The organism is Citrobacter sp. Ce119 (genome assembly GCF_030334525.1).
GTDB lineage: Bacteria > Pseudomonadota > Gammaproteobacteria > Enterobacterales > Enterobacteriaceae > Citrobacter > Citrobacter europaeus.
In genome coordinates this window covers 26,235-48,569 of record NZ_JAOWDR010000058.1, presented here as the reverse complement: position 1 = coordinate 48,569, position 22,335 = coordinate 26,235, and the positions used below count along the sequence as shown (strand labels likewise).

Sequence of the window (22,335 nt, the reverse complement as noted above, 5' to 3'; positions counted from 1 at the left end):
AGTGCGAAGGTAACGCTCTGAAAGGGCGTGAGAATTGATAACGATCAAGGCAGGCAGGGATGAAAACAGAGGGTCGATTTTCACATACCCCCTTAGTGGGATATTAATAAATCAGTCAACATATTGAATTTAAATGATTTTATTAAAATCACTTATCATACAAATGTTAAATTCTTTATAAGTGGGTATTAAGGGGTATCCCCCCTGCCAGGCATATTACCCGCACCGTTTTCGCAGACTTACGTCATGGGCTCATATATAAGTATGTTGTAACTAATTTAGAGCAAAAAAAAGCGCGGTCTAACGCCGCGCAATGGATAATCAACTGCTACTACTTTTTTACTTTTTAGAATGACGTCCGTATACCGCCCAGGTGATAACCACACAAGCGACATAGAAAATCAGAAATACTTTCATCGCATCGACCGGAGATCCGGTTAATGCCAGGGACGTACCAAATGCTTTCGGGATAAAGAAGCCGCCGATCGCACCAATAGCTGAGATAAAGCCCAGCGCCGCCGCAGTGTCGGTTGCCGCCTCACGCATTGCTTTCTCTTCAGAACCCCCTTCAGCTTTCACTCTGTCCATCGTCAGCTTACGGAAGATAACGGAGATCATCTGGAAGGTTGAACCACTTCCCAGACCAGCCGTCAGGAACAACGCCAGGAACACCGCAAAGAAGGCGATAAAGTTGCCGCCGACACCGTTAGATGGCAACGTCAGGAACAGCAAGGCACTGAAAATAGCCATCAGTACGAAGTTCACCAGCGTAACGCGGGTTCCCCCCAGACGGTCAGAGATAGCCCCGCCCGCTGAACGAGCCAGCGCGCCAATCAACGGTCCAAAGAAGGCGTAATGCAGGATCTGCACCTCAGGGAACTGCGTTTTTGACAACATGGCAAAACCGGCAGAGAAACCGATGAATGAACCGAAGGTTGCCAGATACAGCAGGCTCATAATCCACAGATGCCCACGTTTCAGCACCGGCAATTGCTCTTTCAGCGACGCTTTTGAGGTTGCCAGTTCATTCATACCAAACCATGCAGCCAGCGTTAACACCGCAAGGAACGGTACCCAAATCCATGCGGCGTTTGCCAGATACAGCTGCGTACCATCCGGTTGTTCAACCCCGTGGCTACCAAATGCGGCAAAGATTGACAGTGAAACCACCAGCGGCGCAACCAACTGCATCACGCTGACGCCCATGTTGCCCAGACCACCGTTCAGACCCAGCGCACCACCCTGTTTCTGTTTTGGAAAGAAGAAGCTGATGTTTGCCATGCTGGACGCAAAGTTCGCACCAGCGAAGCCGCACAACAGGGAGATAATAATAAAGGTACTAAACGGCGTGGAGGTATCCTGCACCGCAAAACCTAACCATACGCAAGGAATGATCAGGATACCGGTGCTAAACGCCGTCCAGCGACGTCCACCAAACAGGGGAACCATAAAGGAGTACGGAACACGCAGCAGCGCGCCGGACACCGAAGGTAATGCCGTCAGCATGAACAGCTGTTCAGTGGTGAAATCAAATCCTACTTTCGGTAAGTTCACCGCCACGGCGCTAAATAACATCCACACGCAAAACGCCAGCAGCAAGCAAGGGACGGAAATCCACAGGTTACGACTGGCGATTCGTTGACCACGCTGCTGCCAGAAGGCGGGATCTTCCGGCCGCCATTCGGTAATTACAGCTCCAGATGCCCTTTCCGGGGCAGATGAGTGACTCATAGACACCTCTGATACTTGTTTCGATGCCTGCAACATTAGGGTTTACAGCTGGAGGTAAGTTGATATAAATCAAAGGAAAAGATGTCATTATTCATGCCTAAAATTTATCATTACCCTTAATGAGTACATAACTTCGGTAAAAAAGATGTGGTTTTTCACGCTTCTGTCGTCCCCTACTCCCCCTCGTCCTGGAACTCTCCCTCTACTGGCAATTAAGAGGTAGCCCGTTTGAGGTATGGGTATACTCCAGTGTATCGCCGAGAATAACGCCACTGCCTGCAGCAGAATCGTCATTCAATAAGGTTTTCTGAACAGCGAAAACCCGAAGGAACTAGTCACCATGTTTAAACGTTGTCTCTCCCCGCTCACGCTGGTCAACCAGGTGGCGCTGATTGTTTTATTGTCTACTGCCATCGGCGTGGCGGGTATGGCTGTCTCTGGCTGGCTGGTTCAGGGTGTTCAAGGTAGCGCTCATGCGATCAACAAAGCGGGTTCGCTGCGTATGCAGAGCTATCGCCTGCTGGCAGCCGTACCGCTTGACGCGAGCGATCAATCGCTGCTGGATGAAATGGAGCAAACGGCGTTTAGCCCGGAATTGACGCGCGCTGCGCAGCGTGACGGACAACAGGCGCAGTTAAAAGCATTACAGGATTACTGGCATACCGAACTGGCGCCGGGGCTTGCGCATGCGCAAACGCCTGATGCGGTAGCGCAAGATGTGACGCGCTTTGTGGACGGGCTGGATAAGCTGGTCACTGCCTTTGACCATACTACCGAATTACGCATTGAACGCGTCGTCCTGCTGCATCGCCTGATGGCCGTATTTATGGCATTACTGCTGGTTTTCACCATTATCTGGCTGCGCGTGCGCCTGTTAGAGCCGTGGAAACAGCTGCTGGCGATGGCGCGAGCAGTCAGCCAGCGTGATTTTACCCAACGCGCGAATATCAGCGGGCGCAATGAGATGGCGGCGCTGGGCTCGGCGCTAAATAATATGTCGAAGGAACTGGCCGAAAGTTACGCGGTGCTGGAACAGCGGGTACAGGAGAAAACAGCGGGCCTGGAGCACAAAAACCAGATCCTCTCTTTCCTGTGGCAAGCCAACCGCCGCCTGCACTCTCAGGTACCGTTGTGCGAACGCCTCTCGCCGGTACTGAACGGCCTGCAAAATTTGACCCTGCTGCATGATATTGAACTTCGGGTTTATGACCTGGAAGATGAAGACAATCATCAGGAATTTACCTGCCAGTCCAATGCCAGCTGTGATGAGAAAGGCTGCCATTTGTGTCCGCGCGGCACGCTGCCCGCCATTGACGGCGGTATCACGTTGAAATGGCGACTGACCGATGCGCATACCCAGTATGGTATCCTGCTCGCTACTTTGCCGAAGGGACGCCATCTCAGCCACGATCAGCAGCAACTGGTTGATACCCTGGTGGAGCAACTGACCGCCACGCTTGCGCTCGACAGGCATCAGGAGCGTCAACAGCAGTTGATCGTGATGGAAGAGCGTGCCACCATTGCGCGCGAACTTCATGATTCTATTGCACAATCGCTCTCCTGTATGAAGATGCAGGTTAGCTGTTTGCAGATGCAGGGCGATGCGCTTTCTGACAACTGCCGCGAGCTGCTCAGTCAGATTCGTAACGAGCTGAATGCTTCGTGGGCGCAATTGCGTGAGCTGTTAACCACTTTCCGTTTACAACTGACGGAACCGGGATTGCGACCGGCGCTGGAAGCCAGCTGTCAGGAATACAGCGCCCGTTTTGGATTTACGGTGAAGCTGGATTATCAGCTGCCGCCGCGCCTGGTACCTTCACATCAGGCTATACACCTGCTACAAATTGCGCGCGAAGCCCTGAGCAACGCCCTCAAACACTCTCAGGCCGACGAAGTGGTCGTGACGGTGGTGCAAAATGGCAAGCAGGTCAAACTGACAGTGCAAGATAACGGCTGCGGCGTACCGGAAAACGCCGAACGCAGTAACCATTATGGCATGATAATCATGCGCGACCGTGCGCAAAGCTTACGCGGCGATTGCCGTGTACGCCGTCGCGAGACAGGCGGTACTGAAGTTGCTGTCACTTTTATTCCCGAAACAAACTTCACAGAAGTCCAAGGAGATACCCATGAGTAATCTGGAACCGGCAACCATCCTGTTGATCGACGATCATCCGATGCTGCGAACCGGTGTGAAACAGCTTGTCAGCATGGCGCCCGATATCACCGTTGTCGGCGAAGCCAGCAATGGTGAGCAGGGTATCGAGCTGGCAGAATCCCTTGATCCCGATCTGATCCTTCTTGATTTGAACATGCCTGGCATGAACGGTCTGGAAACGCTCGACAAACTGCGTGAGAAATCCCTGTCGGGTCGTATCGTTGTGTTTAGCGTATCCAATCATGAAGAAGACGTGGTTACCGCACTGAAGCGTGGCGCCGACGGTTATCTACTGAAAGATATGGAGCCGGAAGATTTACTGAAAGCATTGCAGCAGGCTGCCGCTGGTGAAATGGTGCTGAGCGAAGCCCTGACCCCGGTTCTGGCCGCCAGCCTGCGCGCAAATCGCGCAACGTCCGACCGTGATGTCACCCAACTGACCCCGCGCGAACGCGATATTCTTAAGCTCATCGCCCAGGGTTTGCCTAACAAGATGATCGCCCGCCGACTGGACATCACCGAAAGCACGGTAAAAGTTCACGTGAAGCATATGCTGAAGAAAATGAAGCTCAAATCACGCGTTGAAGCCGCGGTATGGGTGCACCAGGAACGCATTTTCTGATAACGCATTCATGCGTCATTGTTAACGAGGATCATTTTCCGAAACCGTAAAAAACGGTTCGGTCAGTGATAGCGTGATCTCATTGGAAGAGACACGCTGGCCCTGCTCATCTTCTACCACCACAGACAACCGCCAGCGGTTCATCGCACCTTCTCTGTTGTCCCACTTCGGCATAATAATCGTCCAGCCCTGCGCGCTTCGGCTATTGCTGCCAGCCGTTAAGCTCAACGCCTGAGTATCGCCCTGCCACGCCAGATGGCGGATCCCATGCAGACTACGGACCTGCAGCGTCAGCGCCACCGTCTCTCCCGGTTTGAGATCCCAGGGCGGCGTGGCCAACAATACCGACAGCGTTTTACGCTGGCGATATTCCAGCGTCGGCAAATTGTTACGCTGCGGAGCATCATAGCGACTGCCGCGCAGCGAACGGCTGTTTGCCACCTCGCTGACCATCAGCTGTTTTTTTAGCGGCACGCCAAAACGGTAATTAAGCGTGAAGCCGAGGTTATTCTGGCTGATGCCGCTTTCACCCTGTTTGTGTTGTGCTGTCACTGTGATCAGCGGCACCGGCGTATAGCTCAGTCCGAGGTTCACCGCCACCGGATTGTGATATCCGGTTCCCGAATGAAACAGATCCACCTGGTCGCCAAAATACTGTTCCACGCTGACGCTGGTATTGAGGTGTTGATAAAACGGCATACGCATTTGCGCGGTCAGATCGTAGCCGCGGGCCATCCTTTGTTGCTGGGTTATTGAACGCTCCTGCCAGGAGGACAACGGTTGATAATAGTTTGCGGATAAGCGCAAATATTCACCCCACGCCTCTGCGCCGAGGCCGCCCCGGGGCAGATTTTCATCCAGCAGGTTATCATAAAAGGTGTTATAACCCACTAACCAACCGTCACGCACCCAACGCTGCCCAATCCCCGCATTACTGACTAAGCCTTCATCCTGTTGCGTCAAACCCAACTGGCTCCAGGTCAGAAATCGCTGATTGTCCTGCCACGGAATAAACCAACTTCCCCGACTTCCGGTAAAACTGCCTTCATTATCAACCTGCAACCCGACGCTGGCGTTTCCCCGTACAGAGAGCCAGGATTCCAACTGCTGATTCACCTGTTCGCTGACCGTGTCACGCACCTGGCCAAAGGCGTACTGCTTCGCCTGTTCACCGGTATCAAGCCCGTTATCGATCATGCTGGCTTCACCAAACGCTTTAACCATTTCGGCAAAGTGCTTTTCACCTGCCCGCGATTCAGGCGCCATACCGAGATCGGGCAAGCCATCGCTATTGTTGTCGAAAGGGTTTTCAGCCTGGTGAATAAAAGACGACTGCGCGCTGGCAGTACCGCCTGCCAAAGGCAAGAGTAGGAGAAGAGAAAATCTACAACTTAAAATACGGCTCAAATCGTTACTGGCTTTAATATCATTGAATTTGGGGATCACAGCTTAAATCCTACCTGCCCGCGCTCCCCTTTGCAGCCTTTTCTCAAATTTTCAGGAATATCCTTAATCATTGAGTGTGATTTTTTGTGCCAGTAATGCCTTCAGTTCCGGAATACATGAGCCGCAATTGCTTCCACAACGTAATGCCTGTCCCAGTGCCTGAACCGTATCACAACCGTTAGCGATAGCCTGGGTAATGGCTTTTTCTCCTACGTTAAAACAACTGCAAATAGTCACTCCCTTATCAGCCGGAATTCCTCCGGATTTCCCGCCCAACAGCGCATGACGAGCCTGAGCATTTTCCGGCTTTTGCATGAATGCGCAGAGGATCGCCTCATCATCAATCTGCGGCGGCGTTGCTGCTGACCAGAACCCGAGCATCAGGTTGCCATCATGCCAGGCCAGCAGATTCAGCCCCCGTTCCCATTGCGCCAGTTGAAGTTGCCAGCCCTGCGCCACACAATATTGTTGTAGCCAGACGAAAATATCGCTGTCACCCGCAAGGGTATAGCGCAACGCATTGTCAGCACTTTTACGCCACCAGTGGACGAATCCCGGCAACGTCAGCGTAGAGCGGCAAAACAGCTCTGCCTGCCACCGGGGCTGCCACGCCATAATGCGCACCGCAGTCTGTTTGCTTTCCGGCTGTCCAGAGTCAGGATCGCAAACCGGGGAAACCAATGCATTTACTCGCCCCTGACGGGCAAAACGGTTATTCCAATGCATTGAGGTGAAGACGCACCCCGGCCTCTGTCCAGGGTGGATGGTTACTCTACCGACCATCACGCCGCGCGGGGAATTCACCCGGCATAGTGCACCTTCATTAAGTTTGAAGCGACCAGCATCTTCAGGTGCAACTTCTACAAGCGGCTCATTGATATGCTGCATCAGGCGTGAAATTGTCCCCGTGCGCGTCATGGTGTGCCACTGATCGCGAATGCGACCACTGTTTAACACCAATGGATATAGGGCATCGCAGGTGGTTTTCATCCCCTGCGGCGCAACAGCGACCAGGCGTAAACGTTGGTTACCACGCCACCCCTGCCAAAGATTAAGCGTTGATGAGCCTGTGCTCACCGGCCAGCGAACCGGCGTCATCTCATCCCACTGTTGGTGCGTCAGCTCAGCTAACGCGCCAATATCAAATGCACGTTCACCTCTGTTTTCATAACCAGAAAGCGCCGCATGTTCACAAAATACCTCCCAGGCGCTTTGCCAGCCAAACGCCTGGGCAAATCCCAACTGTTTCGCCATTTGCGCGACAATCCACCAGTCTGGCCGCGTCTCACCCGGCGCAGGTAAAAATGCACGCTGGCGCGAGATCCGACGTTCTGAGTTGGTCACCGTACCGTTTTTCTCCCCCCAGGCCTGCGCCGGAAACCGGATATGCGCATAGCGGCTGGTATCCGTGTCAGCCACAACTTCGGAGACAATCACCAGTGGACAGGCGGCCAGCGCCTGGCACACTGCATGGCTGTCCGGTAGTGACACCGCCGGGTTAGTCCCCATGATCCATACCGCTTTGACATCGCCTTTACCGATCGCCTCAAACAGATCTACCGCCATCAACCCTGGCGTCTGCGCCAGCCTTTCGGTGCCCCAGAAACGGGCCAGGCGGGCAAGATCCTGAGGTTCAAAATTCATATTCGCCGCCAGTTGGGTCGCCAGCCCACCAACCTCCCGTCCGCCCATCGCATTGGGTTGTCCGGTCAGCGAAAATGGGCCGCACCCCTCCCGTCCAAATTTACCGCTGGCCAGATGTACATTGATAATCGCATTGCATTTGTCGCTACCGCTGGCGGACTGGTTAATGCCCATGGTGTAAAGCGTGATGGCTGTTGACGCGCGCGTAAACCAGTCATAGAAGGTGACAACATCAGCAACATCCAGCTCGCAAAATTGCGCGACACGCTCCAGATTCCAGTCGCGGGCGATAGCAAACGTTTCTGCAGCGTCATCAAATTCACTCCGCGCATCACCCTCAGCCACAATCCGGTTCAGTAAGCCTACAAACAGTCCGGCATCGCTACCGGGCAGCAGGGAAAGATGCAGATCGGCGATATCACAGGTGGCGGTGCGACGAGGATCGATAACCACAACCTTCATCGACGGATTGGCACTACGCGCCTGTACCAGACGCTGATACAGCACCGGATGCGTCCATGCCGCATTCGATCCCACCAACACCACCAAATCGCTGCATTCGATATCCTCATAGCTGCAGGGCACCACATCCGCCCCCAACGCCCGCTTGTACCCGGTCACCGCAGACGACATACAAAGCCGCGAATTGGTATCAATGTTGGCCGCGCCAATGAAACCTTTCATCAGCTTATTCGCCGCATAGTAATCCTCCGTCAGCAGTTGCCCGGAGGCATAAAAGGCCACGGCATGCGGACCATGCTGAGCAATGATAGCGCGCAGGCGTTCACCGGCGGTATCCAGCGCCTGCGACCAGCTTGCCGTTGCGCCATCCACCATTGGCTGCAACAACCTGCCGCTGAGTCCTGTGGTTTCAGCCAGCGCCGCGCCTTTGACGCACAAGCGGCCAAAGTTTGCCGGATGTTCGGGGTCGCCTCTGACGGTGACACCATTGTTGTCCACCTGCGCAATTACGCCGCAGCCAACGCCACAGTACGGGCACGTTGTACGAGTCTCACTCATGATGCCTCCGCCCGCAGGATCAGCGCCTGAGTTCCCACCCACACTTTTCCAGCCTCCACTTTCACCGGCCAGGCGCGTACCGCCTGTTCTCCGCTGTCATACTGGCGGCCATCGCGCAGACGAATACGTTGTTTATACAGCGGCGAGATAACAATCGGCTCACCCTGCACGTCCCCCAGAATACCGCGTGATAACACCTGAGCAGAACTACCGGGTTCAAGGTTATCAAGGGCATAAATCGTCTGCCCAAAGCGAAATAACGCGATTTGTACGTCTCCCAGGCGAGCACCAATACCCGCCTGCTCAGGGATCGCATCAAGGGCGCATATTTCCTGCCAGGGTTTTGTCGGTAATAACTCCCGAACTCTGGATGCAGATGCCGCCAACTGCGGCTGCCCGCGCAAAGGCGCGCGTGCAATCGTCTCATCCGGCTCATCACTATTGATGTAAGAACGAAACAGCGCCAGGCGCTGCGGGCTGCTGAGCGTGGTTTGCCATTCACACTGATAACTTTCCACAACCCGCGCCATCTCTTGTTCCAGTTCGCTGGCAATACCTAAACTGTCGTCAAGGATCACCTCACGTAAATATTCAATACCGCCTTCCAGGTTATCCATCCAGGTGCTGGTACGTTGCAGACGATCGGCGGTGCGAATGTAGAACATCAGGAAACGGTCGATGGTACTCATCAGCGCGACATCATCCAAATCACTGGCAAACAGACAGGCATGGCGCGGTTTCATTCCTCCGTTGCCGCACAGATAGAGATTCCAGCCTTTATCCGTCGCAATGACGCCGACATCTTTGCCCTGCGCCTCGGCGCATTCCCGGGTACAACCGGAAACCGCCATTTTAATTTTGTGTGGCGCGCGCAGCCCTTTGTAGCGATTTTCAAGTATCACCGCCATTGCCGTTGAGTCCTGTACGCCGTAGCGACACCAGGTTGAGCCCACGCAGGACTTCACCGTACGCAACGACTTCCCGTACGCATGCCCTGTTTCAAACCCCGCCGCCACCAGCTCGCGCCAGATATCTGGTAACTGCTCCAGACGCGCACCGAAAAGATCCACCCGCTGCCCGCCGGTGATTTTGCTGTACAGCTGGAAACGTTTCGCAATCTGGCCTATAGCGATCAGGCCGTCAGGTGTGACCTCTCCCGCAGGCATACGTGGAACCACGGAATAGGAACCGTCTTTTTGAATATTGGCAAAATAGCGATCGTTAGTGTCCTGCAACGGTAAGTGCGCAGGTTTAAGCAGATACTCATTCCAGCAGGACGCCAGCACTGACCCCACCAGAGGTTTGCAGATTTCGCAGCCGTGACCATGACCGTAACGGCTAATCAACTGTTCGAAAGTATGAATATGGTTCACCCGTACCAGGTGATAAATCTCCTGGCGCGACCAGGGAAAGTGTTCACAGATATCCTTTTTAACCTCAACGCCCTGGGCCGCAAGTTGGTGCTCCATCACTTGTTTAACCAGCGCGCTGCATCCGCCACATCCAGTCGCAGCCTTCGTGCACTGCTTGATGGCGCCCATGTCCGTCGCGCCAGCGCTCACCGCCTGACATATATCGGCCTTACTGACGTTATGACAAGAGCAGATTTGCGCAGTATCGGGCAATGCCGCAACCCCAAGCGCTTTCGACGCACCGCCCGCCAGCGAGGGCAGGATCAGCGATTCCGGCTGACCGGGAAGTGGCATCCCATTGAGCATCATTTGCAGTAGCGTGGCGTAATCGCCAGCATCGCCAACCAACACCCCACCCAACAGCGTTTTGCCCTCCGCGCTGACGACGATTTTTTTGTAGATCTGCTCGGGACCATGCGTCCATTGGTAACTTTTCGCGCCCGGCGTACGGGCATGCGCATCGCCAAAAGAAGCGACATCGACGCCCAGCAGCTTGAGTTTGGTACTCATATCCGCGCCGCTAAAGCTGACATCGTCTCCGGCCAGCTGTGCGGCGACCACCCGCGCCATTTGATACCCCGGCGCGACAAGGCCAAAGACTCGCCCTTCCCACAGCGCACATTCGCCGATTGCAAAAATGGCGTCATCTGACGTGCGACAGTGGTTATCGATACAAATCCCACCGCGTTCGCCAATATTTAATCCGCTACGACGCGCCAGCGCATCCTGCGGACGAATCCCCGCAGAAAAGACCACCATTTCAGTTTCCAGCTTTTCGCCATCGGCAAAGTGCAGTACCAGCCCGTCAGAAGTGCTTTCAATTTCCGTGGTCGATTTCGCGGTGTGGACGCCAACGCCCAGCGCCTCTATCTTTTCTCGCAGCATCGCAGCACCGGCGTTATCCAGTTGTACCGCCATCAGATTAGCCGCAAATTCAACGACATGCGTTTCCATCCCAAGCTGACGTAGCGCGTTCGCCGCCTCCAGACCAAGCAGGCCTCCACCGATAACCACCCCGCGGCGCGCACTTTTCGCTTTCGCTGCAATGGCATCCAGATCGTCCAACGTACGATAAACAAAGCAGGATGGAGAGTCTCCACCTTTCACAGGAGGGACAAACGGATACGATCCGGTGGCAAGCACCAGCGCATCCCAGTGGGTTTCATGTCCATCGGCGTTACGGATGACGCGCGTTTCACGATCGATCCCGGTCACGCATTGCCCCAAACGTAGCTCGATGCCATTGCGGGCAAAGAAATCATCTGCGACAAGCGAAAGTGATTGCGCGCTGCGCCCGGCGAAATACTCAGACAGATGCACCCGGTCATAGGCGGCATAACGTTCCTCGCCAAACACCACGATGTGATAATGCAAATGCAGATTACGGCTTACGCATTGCTCGAGAAAATGGTGGCCAACCATACCGTGTCCCACAACAGCCAGCGTCGGTTTTGTCATCGTCATCTGTCCTGCAGCCGATGGCTGCGTATCAAAGCGGTCGAAGAGCCAGTCTGATTGTGCTGTCGCCCCCTGGGCCAGCAAATCGGTTAACGGCGCGGCGCTGCGGCAATCGCCCATCAGCAGCACGCCATGGAGTTTTCCGTCACGCGTCAGCAAGCGGCGGTAGTGCCCACTAAGCGGATCGTATGTACTCAGGATGGCATCCGTCGCCGTCGCGTCTGTTACACCTGCACTAAACAGATCAATGCCCGTCACCTTGAGACGCGTTCCGCTCGACTGCCAGCCAAATCCGGCACCGGTAAAACCCGCCAGTCGCGCAGCCAACACCTCTGCCTGCTTCAGACACGGCGCGACCAGCCCCCACGTCTGGCCGTTAATCTCGCAGCATTCCCCGACAGCGCTAATGTTGGGCGTTGAGGTGCGAAGTTGATCATCCACCACGATCCCCTGCTGACAAACTACGCCGCACGCCTGCGCCAGGCGGATATTGGGTTTTACCCCCGTGGCAATCACCACGCCATTCGCCGCAATCCGCTGGCCATCCAGCAACGTGACGCTGTCGGCTTCGATACTGGTGATGCCTGAACCAAGTTCACAGCGAATGCCACGACTCGTCAGTTGAGCCTGCAACAGATCGCTGGCCAGTTGATCAAGCTGTTGTTCCATCAGCCTACCCGTGCGATGAATTAACGTGACGTTGTCACCATTAAGGTGTAATGCTGCCGCCGCCTCTATGCCAAGAACGCCACCGCCCAGCACCACCTTTGGACCAGACCGCTGTAGAATCGCCTCAACATCCTGCATCGAGCGAAAAGCATGAACATGCGGCTGTTTACCGCCGGGAATAGGCGGAATAAACGGATACGACCCGGTGGCAAATACCAGCTCATCCCAGAACATAAGCCGTTTTGTCGTGGTCAGGCTGTGGCTGGCGGCATCAACAGTCAGCACGGTTTCACCGCTTAGCACCGTCACGCCGTGGTCGAGATACCACTGCGCCGGGTGAAGTAAGGTTTGCGCAAAGGCCTTTTCTCCCCCCAGTACCGGTGAAAGTTGGATCCGGTTGTAAGCAAGCTGCGGCTCTTCACCGATAACGGTGATGGCAATGTTGCAATCCCTGTACGTAATAAGCGCCTCAATCAGGCGAGTAGCCGCCATGCCATGACCTACAATGACCAGTCGCGTCATATCACCCTCCTTACGCCGCCTTCGGCTGTTTCTCATACAGAAAATGGAGAATGTGTTGTCGTAGCTGATGGTATCGGCTGTCATCGGCGAGCTGGACCCGATTGCGTGGGCGCGGCAAATCAACCGTCAGGATCTCGCCTACCGTCGCCGCCGGCCCGTTGGTCATCATCAGAACCCGGTCGGAAAGCAGCACGGCTTCATCAACGTCGTGAGTGATCAGCACAATGGTGGTGTTCAGCGACTGTTGAATGTGCATCACCGTATCCTGCAGATGCGCCCTGGTGAGCGCATCCAGTGCGCCAAACGGTTCATCCATGAGCAGGACTTTGGGTTTCATCGCCAGCGCCCGGGCAATACCCACGCGCTGCTTCATCCCACCAGAGACTTCACCGGGGTGTTTATGCATCGCGTGGCCCATCTGGACGCGATGCAGGTTGTGCTCGATCCACTCGCGTCGTTCGGCTTTGCTCATGGTGTGGCGGAAAACCTGATCGACGGCCAGGGCTACATTGTCGAAGCAGGTCAGCCACGGCAGCAGCGAATGATTCTGGAAAACGACCGCCCGCTCAGGCCCTGGCCCGGCAATTTCGCGATTATCACAAATCAGACCGCCTTCCGTAGGCAGCGTAATGCCGGCAATCAGATTCAAAAGCGTCGACTTGCCGCAACCGGAGTGTCCAATCAAACTGACGGTCTCCCCTTCATGGATATCAAAAGAGACATTGTGGAGCGCGAGGAACTCACCGCTGGCGGTCGAGAAACGCTGGCTGACCGCCTGGATCTGAATAATGGGTTTCATGTTGTCTCCTTATTTTTCCTGCCAGCTAAACCGACGTGCCACCAGCATTAGCCCCTGCTCAAGCAGCAGGCCTACAACGCCGATGATGACGATAGCGATGAGAATGTTTTCGACGTTAAGGTTGTTCCACTCATTCCAGATCCAAAAACCAATCCCCAACCCGCCGGTGAGCATTTCGGCTGCCACAATCACCAACCAGGCGATGCCGATAGACAGGCGTATGCCAGTGAGGATCGCCGGCAGCACGGCGGGGAAAAGTATCCGTCGCATCACCGTCCACTCTGAGAGCTGCAGTACGCGAGCAACGTTGAGATAATCGTCAGGAATTCTCCGCACCCCTTCGGCGGTGTTGATCACCATCGGCCATATAGAACAGATAAAGATGGTCCAGCTCGATGCGGGTTCCGCTTTTTGAAACAACAGCAGTCCAATCGGCAGCCAGGCCAGCGGGCTGACCGGGCGCAACAGCGCAATCAGCGGCGAAAACATGTGCGAGAAGAAGGTATAACGCCCAATCAGAAATCCCAGCGGGATCCCCACCAGCGCCGCTAATCCGAAACCGACAGCAACCCGTTGCAACGACGCCAGCACGTTCCAGCCGATCCCCATATCATTCGGCCCGCCGTTATAGAACGGATCGGCAAACAGCGTCAGGGCTGAATCCAGAGTGCTCAGCGGCGTAGGAAATCCTTTGCTGTTGATAGCGGCCAGTTGCCAACACACCACCAGCAAGGCAATCCCCAGCAGAGCGGGTACGGCTCGCCTGAGCCATGCGTTTAACCATAACGACCACGGCATTTTGCGCTTTCTGACCTTCATCGTTGATAGCGTTATGACTTCACCAACTGCCGGTTCAGGGGATTTAAGCTGCGTATTTTGTTTCATCTCAGGCTCCTGTACGGTGGAGGGTAAAACTGTTGGCATAGGCTTCTGGATTGCGGCCATCCCATACGGAACCGTCCATCAGCGTACTGGTACGTAACAGTTGCGCAGGCGGTGTTATCCCACCAACCGCAGCTGCCGCATCGCGCCAGATATCGGTCCGGTTGATGCGCGCGGCAATGGCTGCATAATCCGGTTGTTGCTTTAACAATCCCCAACGGCGGAACTGGGTCAGAAACCACATGCCATCGGAATGCCATGGAAAACTCACCTCGCCGTCGCGAAAAAAGCGTATGGCATGCGGATCCTGCCAGCGACGACCTGCCCCGTTGTCGTACTCACCCAGCATTCTTCCCGTCAGATAGCTTTCTTTGGTATTGAGCCAGGCCCGGCGCGCCAGAATTTGTGCTGTTTCGCGTTTGTTGGCGTCACTGGCATCTATCCAGCGCGACGCTTCAAGCAGCGCGCTAACCAGCGCCCGGGCAGTATGTGGATATTTTTCTACCCACTCCCGGCGCGTACCGAGTACTTTTTCCGGATGGTCGGGCCAGATTTCCTGAGACGTCGCCGCGGTAAAACCGATGCGGTCGTTGATCGCCCGCGCATTCCACGGCTCGCCGACGCAGAATCCGCTCATATTGCCAATGCGCATGTTCATCACCATTTGCGGAGGCGGTACCACGACGGTGCGAACATCGGTGAAAGGATTGATGTCAGCGCTGGCCAGCCAGTAATAGAGCCACATGGCATGTGTGCCGGTGGGAAAGGTATGCGCGAAGGTATAGGTTCCAGGCTCCTGCGAGACGATCAGTTTCTTCAGCGCAGACGCATCGGTAATCCCCTGCTCCAGCAGCGTTGCGGAGAGCGTGATCGCCTGCCCGTTCTGATTGAGCGTCATCAGATTGGCCATTGGCTGCGCTTTACTGGCAATCCCCAGTTCCAGTCCATACAACAGGCCGTACAGAACATGCGCCGCATCCAGCTCTCCAGAGACCAGTTTGTCACGCACTGCAGCCCAGCTTGCCTCTTTGGTCGGCACCAGCGTAATGCCGTATTTTTTATCAAAACCTTTCAACGCAGCGATAACCAGCGGCGCGCAGTCGGTTAGCGGAATAAAACCGACCCGAACGGTAGTGATCTCCGGCGCATCAGAGCCTGCCGCCCAGACCGAGGACATCAGTCCTGGAATCAGGGAACTGGCCCCCATCACGGCACTTGCCTGCAAAAACTGCCGCCGCGTTAACGAAACTGTTCTGTCACCCATACATGCTCCCCATAAAAAAAGGCGTCCAACAATGCCGAAGCATTGCAGGACGCCTTTATCCTCAAAACAGTCAGACCGCCGTTGGCCTGCTGCTAAATTGTCTGTATGAGTGAATGCAATTCAGATGCCAGAATTACACTGACGGTTTTAGCGGGTTCAACGCGTAGCAGACGTCGTGGTGCACCCAAATATGGCAGCCGCTGCCCGCCCGTTGTGCAGCCGCTATCCCTGCATCAGGGATTTGACGGTAAGCAGTGCCCGGGCGATATCCACCATCCGTTGGTTTTTATCCATAGCCATTTTTCGCAATAGCTGCCACGCCTGTTCTTCGCTGACCTGTTGGTGATTCATCAGGATGCTTTTTGCTTTATCAATCACCTTGCGCTCCTCTAAGGCGTCCTGCAATGAGGCCAACTGGGCGCTCATCTGTTCCAGCTGGCGAGCCTGCTGGCGAACAACCCACAATAATTGTTTATCCCGACGTAACGAAAGGGGTTCCTCAGCACGGTCATCAAGCCAGTTGTCGAGCGGCAAGGCGGAGGTTTCTTCTGCCAGCCGCCGCGCCACGGCGTTCAGCAACTCGGTAATCAGCATCTCTTCGAGATGGCGTAATTGTTCAAGGCGCTGCGTCTGTAGGGTAAACCAGCGTAGCGCGCTTTCACCGTTATCGAGTTGGGGTTGTCGCGTACAGGCCTGGCGTCGCAGTTGTTCGATCTCGCCCGATGCCTCGCACTGCTGACGAAAATGCTGCACCAGCACAGGTGAAGCCAGGGAGATAAAGGTGTCAAAGCACGGCTGCTGCCCGTCGATTCTGTCCACCAGCTCCTGGCGCATCGGAGGATTAAACTCGCCCTGGGTAAAGCCAATGGCCCCTAATGCCCGCTCTTGCCCCACCAGTTCTTTACCCTGCATAAAACTGTACAGCGCTACCAGTCCACCTGCGACATGGGGATAATCGATGCTGTCGTTAAGCTGCGGTACAATACCCAGCAGATGGCGTAACATCCGGCTATAATGCTCCATCGCCTGCTGCGCATCGACAATCTGTCCGCTGACAGACTCACGCAGCGTCGTTAGCTGATCGAGACACCAGACGGTGCCAGCAATGCGGTGACACAACGCACTGCCCGCCACCGGCATAATGTGCTGGAAAACGATATGCAGTTGCCGACACTCCTCATCCACCAGCGCCCGACTGGCACGGACCTCCCGATCATAAAGCGTACCTTGAGAACACAACCAGATATTGGATGCACCGCGTTCGCACTGTAGCATATGCACCAGATGGCTGATGCGTATCACCAGCTTACCGGACTGCGCCAGTTGGCGAAGCTGGGTGTTCTCAAGCTGGCGGGCATGGCGAAACCATTGCGTCGCGCCGAAATTTTGTGCATTTGTCATCATCTCTGCCCTCACTGATAACGGGTTATCCCTGAGGACAAGCAATATCCATGCCCCCCTGACAACAGGAGTAATAATGCAAAAGATAGTGATCGTCGCGAACGGTGCGGCCTATGGAAGTGAATCCTTATTTAACAGCCTGCGACTGGCTATCGCCCTGCGCGAACAAGAATCGGATCTCGACCTGCGCCTGTTTTTAATGTCGGACGCGGTAACCGCGGGATTACGAGGACAGAAACCAGCGGAAGGATACAATATTCAGCAAATGCTGGAGATTCTGACGGCGCAAAATGTGCCGGTGAAACTGTGCAAAACCTGCACCGATGGCCGAGGCATAACGGAGCTGCCGTTAATCGACGGAGTAGCCGTCGGCACGCTGGTTGAACTGGCTCAATGGACTCTGGCTGCAGATAAAGTGCTGACCTTCTGATACACCGCTTTCAGGCCAGCACACTGAAAGTGTCGATAATTTCCGGATTTAATCGTAGATGGGCGCGGTTTCGTTGAACGTTAGCACGCCCTTTCAACCCTTTTGAGGGATTTTGTCACTTTTGTTTAATCGTTATGCCATTTTTTGATCAAAATCAGCATCCTGTGGCTCACCCTTTGGTGTTATGCCATGAGTGAAATGTGAACAACATCACGCAGCACTTTCGACAGAAAGTACGTTGTTTTCAAGAACGGGGTGAAAAATGGCATTAGTGAAGGCGAGTTTAAAGTTATTTGGTGGCGATACGGTGGTAGTGCGCTGTTCTGCGCGCTGTCATATCCATCTGATGAGCGAGAAAAATCACGTCAAAGACACGCAGTCCGATATTTTAAGCGTGCAGGATCGTGATAACGCATGGTTGACCGTGCCCTATACCGGCATCTGGAATGTGCTGATCGACAGCCACAGCCAGTCGCTCGAGCATTCGATAAGTTATATTGCAGCCTAAGCGTTAAATGCCCGAAGAGCGTCTGGCTTTCGGGCATACAGTTCCAGGCTAGAGTCAGGCAAACCCTGGTCGCATAACGCCTTCTGGCAGGTTCTCTCCCAACAATCGTTTGACCGTGATCACCAAATCGTTAAGACAATCATCCTGCATCCCTAACTTAACCAGCTCTTGTTCCAGCGAGAACAGATACTGGGCGTTAGTGCCTAAAGGTCCACTGGCGGCGGCAATCAGCGGCGCGATCACCTGCGCACGCGTGTCTGACTCAAACAGCGGGTGGCGCGGATCCATAATAAAGACCAGCGCGTTCACCATCCTGCCATCATCCAGCGCCAACTGACACCAGGTCGGCAGATAACAGCCGGTGATCATTTCTCGCTTCCACAGCAGCGAAAGCTCTTGTTCCAGGGATGCCTCCGGCAAGCGGTAGGCCACACCGGTGGTGCGTCCCCCTTCTTTCAAGGCCAGCATACGTCCTGGCTGACACGCCGTTCCTCGCCCCGCCGTCAGGCGCAGACAGAAAGCACGGTGCCAGCCGACTAACGTCCCGGTACAAGACTCTTCAAACTCTAAGGCCGGGTTCCACATCAACGATCCATAACCAAAGATCCACACCGGTCCATCATCTGGTCGGCAAGCGAGCGTGGCGGCCAGTGAGGCTGCACGTTGTTCCGCTGACCAGAGTAGTGATTCTTCAATAGCACCAAATGCCGTCTTACAGTCGGCATTCAATAAAAAATCACGCGTTAACACCTTACACCTCCGCCACTGCAGCTTCCCTGCGACAACTTTTTTGACGCCTTCCGGGCTTTTTTACTGCTCATTTTGAAACCAATAGCTGGACAATAGGCAATTCACCGCTCGCTTGCAAGCCAGCAACGGCGCGGCGTAGCACGATTCGCTAACGCCTGATGCTGGCTAGTTCATAAAAGCATTATAATTGATACTGTTACGTCTTTTTATGCCATTTATCATCATCACCTTTTTGATAATCATTTTTGACCGCGGCCCACGCCACCTTGTGCGCCGTCTCTTCGCGGGTGGCATCATCACGACGGTCAGATTTATCTTTATACTGTTCCCAGGCGCTGTTGAAAGCTTCTTTGTAGATGTCCTGAGCATGGGCTGGCAGAACATGCTGCACGCTGTCAGGCAGCTCGCTTTTAGATTTATACGGCATTGTGAACTCCTCTTTTTAGGCTAAACCTTAAGTGTGGTTAACAATGCGGCGATACGCCAACAAAAGACATTTTTAGAAACTTTCTTCATCTAACCTTCTGTTAATTAAACAGTCTATAAACAAAGAATTTGTTTTTGACCGCTTTGAGAGGAAAAATAAGCGATGTAGTAAAATTTCGTAAAATGTCACCTACAAAACCAGGTTTTCTGTTATTTTTTACATTCTTTAATACTTTTTATAATTATAAATACCTGCAGAGATGGAGAAATTAGTTCAATGACACAAGTACATGAGGCGGTAAAAACCCGCCACAAGGAGACCTCTCTCGTCTTCCCGATTTTGGCGCTGGTAGTACTGTTCTTCTGGGGGAGCAGTCAGTCACTACCAGTGGTCATCGGTATCAATGCGCTGGCCCTTATTGGTATATTAAGCAGCGCATTTAGCGTTGTCCGTCATGCGGATGTATTAGCGCATCGACTTGGCGAACCCTACGGGTCGCTGATCCTCAGCCTGTCCGTTGTTATTCTTGAAGTCAGCTTAATCTCCGCATTAATGGCGACTGGCGATGCTGCGCCTACGCTCATGCGCGATACGCTATATTCAATCATAATGATCGTAACCGGCGGTCTGGTCGGTTTTTCTTTACTGTTAGGTGGTCGTAAATTTGCCACTCAGTATATGAACCTGTTTGGTATTAAGCAGTATTTAATCGCCCTGTTCCCGCTGGCCATTATTGTACTGGTGTTCCCAATGGCTTTACCGGGAGCGAATTTCACTACCGCGCAGGCGCTGCTGGTGGCATTAATTTCTGCGGCGATGTACGGCGTGTTTTTGCTGATACAAACTAAAACCCACCAGAGCCTGTTCATTTACGAGCATGAAGACGAGGGTGACGACGATGACCCGCATCACGGTAAACCGTCAGCCCACAGCAATATGTGGCACGCCGCCTGGCTTATCATTCATCTGATCGCTGTAATCGCCGTGACCAAGATGAACGCCAGCCCGCTGGAGACATTGCTGACTGAACTGAATGCCCCAGTGGCATTTACCGGTTTCCTGGTCGCATTGCTGATCCTCTCTCCTGAGGGTCTGGGCGCGCTGAAAGCGGTTCTGAGTAATCAGGTTCAGCGGGCGATGAATTTGTTCTTCGGTTCGGTGTTAGCCACCATTTCACTGACCGTTCCGGTCGTAACGCTGATCGCATGGGCAACCGGGAATGATTTGGTCTTTGCGCTGGGCGCGCCAGAGATGATTGTGATGGTTTCATCGCTGGTACTGTGTCATATCTCTTTCTCTACCGGACGCACCAACGTGCTTAACGGCGCGGCGCATCTGGCGCTGTTTATCGCCTATCTGATGACGATATTTGCCTGAAAAAAAGCCGGATACGACGCAATGCGTCTTATCCGGCCTGGAGTATGTTTCACTTCATTTCTTACGGTTTGTCGGCCCGATAAGCGTTGGCGCTCTCGGGCGGTCAACCAGACTTAGTTCTCGGTATCCAGCTCGTCGAAGCTTTTCACCAGGTCATCAATCGCTTTGATCTGCGTCAGGAACTGTTCCAGCTTCGCCAGCGGCAGTGCGGATGGGCCATCGCATTTCGCATTGGCTGGATCCGGATGCGCTTCAATAAACAGACCTGCCAGGCCTACCGCCATACCGGCACGCGCCAGTTCGGTAACCTGCGCGCGACGACCACCGCTTGCTGCGCCAAACGGGTCGCGGCACTGCAGCGCATGGGTGACGTCAAAAATCACCGGTGAATTGCCGGAGACTTTCTTCATCACGCTGAAGCCAAGCATGTCCACAACCAAATTGTCATAACCAAAGTTCGCGCCACGGTCGCACAAAATAACTTTATCGTTACCGCCCTCATGGAATTTATCCACGATATTACCCATCTGGCCCGGGCTTACGAACTGCGGTTTCTTCACGTTGATAACGGCACCGGTTTTCGCCATCGCTTCCACCAGATCGGTTTGACGAGCGAGGAATGCCGGCAGCTGAATCACATCCACCACGTCAGCAACAGGCTGTGCCTGGCTGGCTTCGTGAACGTCGGTGATCACTTTTACGCCAAAAGTCTGCTTCAGTTCCTGGAAGATTTTCATCCCTTCTTCAAGGCCCGGTCCACGGTAAGAGTGGATGGAAGAACGGTTGGCTTTATCAAAGGAGGCTTTGAACACGTAAGGGATACCCAGCTTTTGAGTAACGGTTACGTAGTGCTCACAAATGCGCATCGCCAGATCGCGGGATTCCAGCACGTTCATTCCGCCAAACAGCACGAACGGCAGGTCATTTGCCACGTTGATGTCGCCAATGCTAACCACTTTTTGTTTCATAGGATCGCCTTAAACGGTAGGTAAAGTGTCATTAATCAATGCAATACAATTTGCTTGTGCGAAATAGTATTAATCTGCGCACGAATCATTTCGCTGATCGGGTCTTCCGGACACTGTTCAACGAAATAACTTAAGTCGGTCAGCGCAACATGTTCACACTCGAGCTGCGCGTATATCAATCCGCGATCGCGTATTTCATACGGATCTTCGGGATTAAACTGTAATAGTGCTTCGCTGGCACGCAGCGCCAGCTCCATTTGCCGCTCTTCCATCAGCGATGATTTCAGCGTGTCGAGCAGCTTGCGGATGACTTCTGCATTATCCGCCTCATCCAGGTCTTCGTTAAACAACTCCGCGACCGGGCTGATATTCCCCTTCAGCCATACTTCCAGCGTGTGCTCATTCAACGTTTCGCCATTGAACGGATTGATTAGCCACATTTCGCCATCGAGCGATTCGATACGCAGGATAAGTTGTGTCGGGAAAATCACCGGCACCAGCGGCAGTTCCAGCCGGTTGGCAATCCACAATAAGATCGCCCCCAACGACACGGCGCTGCCCTGACGATTTTTCAGTACCTGATCAAGCCATAATGCATCAGAAAGACGATAGACGCCGTGGGTATCCGTAAACCCCCATTCGCCATAAAAAAGTGCCAGCAGTTTTTCCAGTTGCTCATCCTGAGACAGGAGCTGGCTAATTTCTTCTTGCGCCAGACTGACCAGACGTTCCAGTTCGTCATAGACAGTTTGTGTTGGAAAATCCAGACGGATAGACTCCGACGCCAGGATCATCCCATCACACAATGGCGCTTTATTAAATTCGAAATCAGCTAACGACCTCATGC

The 22,335-nt window shown here is 54.0% G+C and carries 17 protein-coding genes; 5 read left to right on the top strand and 12 right to left on the bottom strand.

Annotation, left to right across the window (positions count from 1 at the left end):
• Positions 1–339 precede the first annotated feature (339 nt).
• Positions 340–1,731, bottom strand: a complete 1,392-nt coding sequence (locus OGV80_RS16895) for a NarK family nitrate/nitrite MFS transporter (RefSeq protein ID WP_003833390.1) — start codon at positions 1,729–1,731, stop codon at positions 340–342.
• 340 nt (positions 1,732–2,071) lie between these two features.
• Between OGV80_RS16895 and narX the strand changes: the two genes are divergently transcribed.
• The gene (gene narX, locus OGV80_RS16890) at positions 2,072–3,868 is read left to right on the top strand and encodes a nitrate/nitrite two-component system sensor histidine kinase NarX (RefSeq protein ID WP_043016124.1); all 1,797 of its coding nucleotides are present in this window, start codon (positions 2,072–2,074) and stop codon (positions 3,866–3,868) included.
• Complete coding sequence (narL, locus tag OGV80_RS16885) at positions 3,861–4,511, top strand: two-component system response regulator NarL (protein ID WP_003020756.1); 651 nt, start codon at positions 3,861–3,863, stop codon at positions 4,509–4,511. Before narX ends, narL begins: the two co-directional genes overlap by 8 nt.
• A 21-nt stretch (positions 4,512–4,532) precedes the next feature.
• Here narL and OGV80_RS16880 read toward each other — a convergent pair whose 3' ends face one another.
• The 7 genes from OGV80_RS16880 to nasR all read right to left on the bottom strand — a co-directional run bounded on the left by OGV80_RS16880 (position 4,533) and on the right by nasR (position 17,031).
• Positions 4,533–5,936 carry a YchO/YchP family invasin gene (locus OGV80_RS16880; RefSeq protein ID WP_087053431.1) on the bottom strand — a complete coding sequence of 468 codons (1,404 nt, stop codon included), beginning with the start codon at positions 5,934–5,936 and terminating at the stop codon, positions 4,533–4,535.
• 84 nt (positions 5,937–6,020) lie between these two features.
• Positions 6,021–8,621: a nitrate reductase gene (locus tag OGV80_RS16875; RefSeq protein ID WP_286515370.1), complete on the bottom strand. Its 2,601-nt coding sequence runs from the start codon at positions 8,619–8,621 to the stop codon at positions 6,021–6,023.
• Positions 8,618–12,682: a nitrite reductase large subunit NirB gene (nirB, locus tag OGV80_RS16870; RefSeq protein WP_286515369.1), complete on the bottom strand. Its 4,065-nt coding sequence runs from the start codon at positions 12,680–12,682 to the stop codon at positions 8,618–8,620. The genes OGV80_RS16875 and nirB overlap by 4 nt, the downstream gene beginning before the upstream one ends.
• Positions 12,683–12,692: 10 nt before the next feature.
• On the bottom strand, positions 12,693–13,481 hold the full coding sequence (locus tag OGV80_RS16865) for an ABC transporter ATP-binding protein (RefSeq protein WP_123915286.1): 789 nt from the start codon (positions 13,479–13,481) through the stop codon (positions 12,693–12,695).
• A gap of 9 nt (positions 13,482–13,490) precedes the next feature.
• Positions 13,491–14,366, bottom strand: coding sequence for a nitrate ABC transporter permease (gene ntrB, locus OGV80_RS16860; RefSeq protein ID WP_080625295.1), 876 nt, complete (start codon positions 14,364–14,366; stop codon positions 13,491–13,493).
• A gap of 1 nt (position 14,367) precedes the next feature.
• Positions 14,368–15,627 (bottom strand): CmpA/NrtA family ABC transporter substrate-binding protein, encoded by a 1,260-nt coding sequence (locus tag OGV80_RS16855; protein ID WP_286515366.1) that lies wholly within the window; start codon positions 15,625–15,627, stop codon positions 14,368–14,370.
• Between the two features lie 222 nt (positions 15,628–15,849).
• Positions 15,850–17,031: a nitrate regulatory protein NasR gene (gene nasR, locus OGV80_RS16850; protein ID WP_286515365.1), complete on the bottom strand. Its 1,182-nt coding sequence runs from the start codon at positions 17,029–17,031 to the stop codon at positions 15,850–15,852.
• A 73-nt stretch (positions 17,032–17,104) separates the two neighbouring features.
• Here nasR and OGV80_RS16845 point away from each other — a divergent pair, with 73 nt between their 5' ends.
• Together OGV80_RS16845 and OGV80_RS16840 are read left to right on the top strand one after the other, a co-directional pair.
• Complete coding sequence (locus OGV80_RS16845; RefSeq protein ID WP_043016119.1) at positions 17,105–17,458, top strand: DsrE/DsrF/TusD sulfur relay family protein; 354 nt, start codon at positions 17,105–17,107, stop codon at positions 17,456–17,458.
• Between the two features lie 262 nt (positions 17,459–17,720).
• On the top strand, positions 17,721–17,966 hold the full coding sequence (locus OGV80_RS16840; protein ID WP_286515363.1) for a DUF1883 domain-containing protein: 246 nt from the start codon (positions 17,721–17,723) through the stop codon (positions 17,964–17,966).
• A gap of 54 nt (positions 17,967–18,020) precedes the next feature.
• On the opposite strand, the gene OGV80_RS16835 is transcribed toward OGV80_RS16840, so the two are convergent.
• Entirely contained in the window at positions 18,021–18,716 is a 696-nt protein-coding gene (locus OGV80_RS16835; protein WP_100194290.1) for a gamma-glutamylcyclotransferase, read from the bottom strand.
• A gap of 196 nt (positions 18,717–18,912) precedes the next feature.
• Entirely contained in the window at positions 18,913–19,143 is a 231-nt protein-coding gene (chaB, locus tag OGV80_RS16830; RefSeq protein WP_286515358.1) for a putative cation transport regulator ChaB, read from the bottom strand.
• Positions 19,144–19,419: 276 nt separating this feature from the next.
• Between chaB and chaA the strand changes: the two genes are divergently transcribed.
• The gene (gene chaA, locus OGV80_RS16825; protein WP_003020769.1) at positions 19,420–20,520 is read left to right on the top strand and encodes a sodium-potassium/proton antiporter ChaA; all 1,101 of its coding nucleotides are present in this window, start codon (positions 19,420–19,422) and stop codon (positions 20,518–20,520) included.
• Positions 20,521–20,633: 113 nt separating this feature from the next.
• On the opposite strand, the gene kdsA is transcribed toward chaA, so the two are convergent.
• On the bottom strand, positions 20,634–21,488 hold the full coding sequence (kdsA, locus tag OGV80_RS16820) for a 3-deoxy-8-phosphooctulonate synthase (protein ID WP_003020772.1): 855 nt from the start codon (positions 21,486–21,488) through the stop codon (positions 20,634–20,636).
• Positions 21,489–21,523: 35 nt separating this feature from the next.
• A complete protein-coding gene (sirB1, locus tag OGV80_RS16815; protein WP_003020775.1) occupies positions 21,524–22,333 on the bottom strand; it encodes an invasion regulator SirB1 in 810 nt (269 codons plus the stop codon).
• Between the last annotated feature and the right edge of the window lie 2 nt (positions 22,334–22,335).

Excerpts from the sequence above, each read along its gene's own strand:
- nasR (WP_286515365.1), bottom strand. The coding sequence starts at position 17,031 with ATGATGACAAATGCACAAAATTTCGGCGCGACGCAATGGTTTCGCCAT.
- kdsA (WP_003020772.1), bottom strand. The coding sequence starts at position 21,488 with ATGAAACAAAAAGTGGTTAGCATTGGCGACATCAACGTGGCAAATGAC.
- narX (WP_043016124.1), top strand. The coding sequence starts at position 2,072 with ATGTTTAAACGTTGTCTCTCCCCGCTCACGCTGGTCAACCAGGTGGCG.
- OGV80_RS16865 (WP_123915286.1), bottom strand. The coding sequence starts at position 13,481 with ATGAAACCCATTATTCAGATCCAGGCGGTCAGCCAGCGTTTCTCGACC.
- OGV80_RS16855 (WP_286515366.1), bottom strand. The coding sequence starts at position 15,627 with ATGGGTGACAGAACAGTTTCGTTAACGCGGCGGCAGTTTTTGCAGGCA.
- OGV80_RS16845 (WP_043016119.1), top strand. The coding sequence starts at position 17,105 with ATGCAAAAGATAGTGATCGTCGCGAACGGTGCGGCCTATGGAAGTGAA.
- chaB (WP_286515358.1), bottom strand. The coding sequence starts at position 19,143 with ATGCCGTATAAATCTAAAAGCGAGCTGCCTGACAGCGTGCAGCATGTT.
- ntrB (WP_080625295.1), bottom strand. The coding sequence starts at position 14,366 with ATGAAACAAAATACGCAGCTTAAATCCCCTGAACCGGCAGTTGGTGAA.
- sirB1 (WP_003020775.1), bottom strand. The coding sequence starts at position 22,333 with ATGAGGTCGTTAGCTGATTTCGAATTTAATAAAGCGCCATTGTGTGAT.
- OGV80_RS16875 (WP_286515370.1), bottom strand. The coding sequence starts at position 8,621 with ATGAGTGAGACTCGTACAACGTGCCCGTACTGTGGCGTTGGCTGCGGC.
- chaA (WP_003020769.1), top strand. The coding sequence starts at position 19,420 with ATGACACAAGTACATGAGGCGGTAAAAACCCGCCACAAGGAGACCTCT.
- nirB (WP_286515369.1), bottom strand. The coding sequence starts at position 12,682 with ATGACGCGACTGGTCATTGTAGGTCATGGCATGGCGGCTACTCGCCTG.
- narL (WP_003020756.1), top strand. The coding sequence starts at position 3,861 with ATGAGTAATCTGGAACCGGCAACCATCCTGTTGATCGACGATCATCCG.
- OGV80_RS16840 (WP_286515363.1), top strand. The coding sequence starts at position 17,721 with ATGGCATTAGTGAAGGCGAGTTTAAAGTTATTTGGTGGCGATACGGTG.
- OGV80_RS16895 (WP_003833390.1), bottom strand. The coding sequence starts at position 1,731 with ATGAGTCACTCATCTGCCCCGGAAAGGGCATCTGGAGCTGTAATTACC.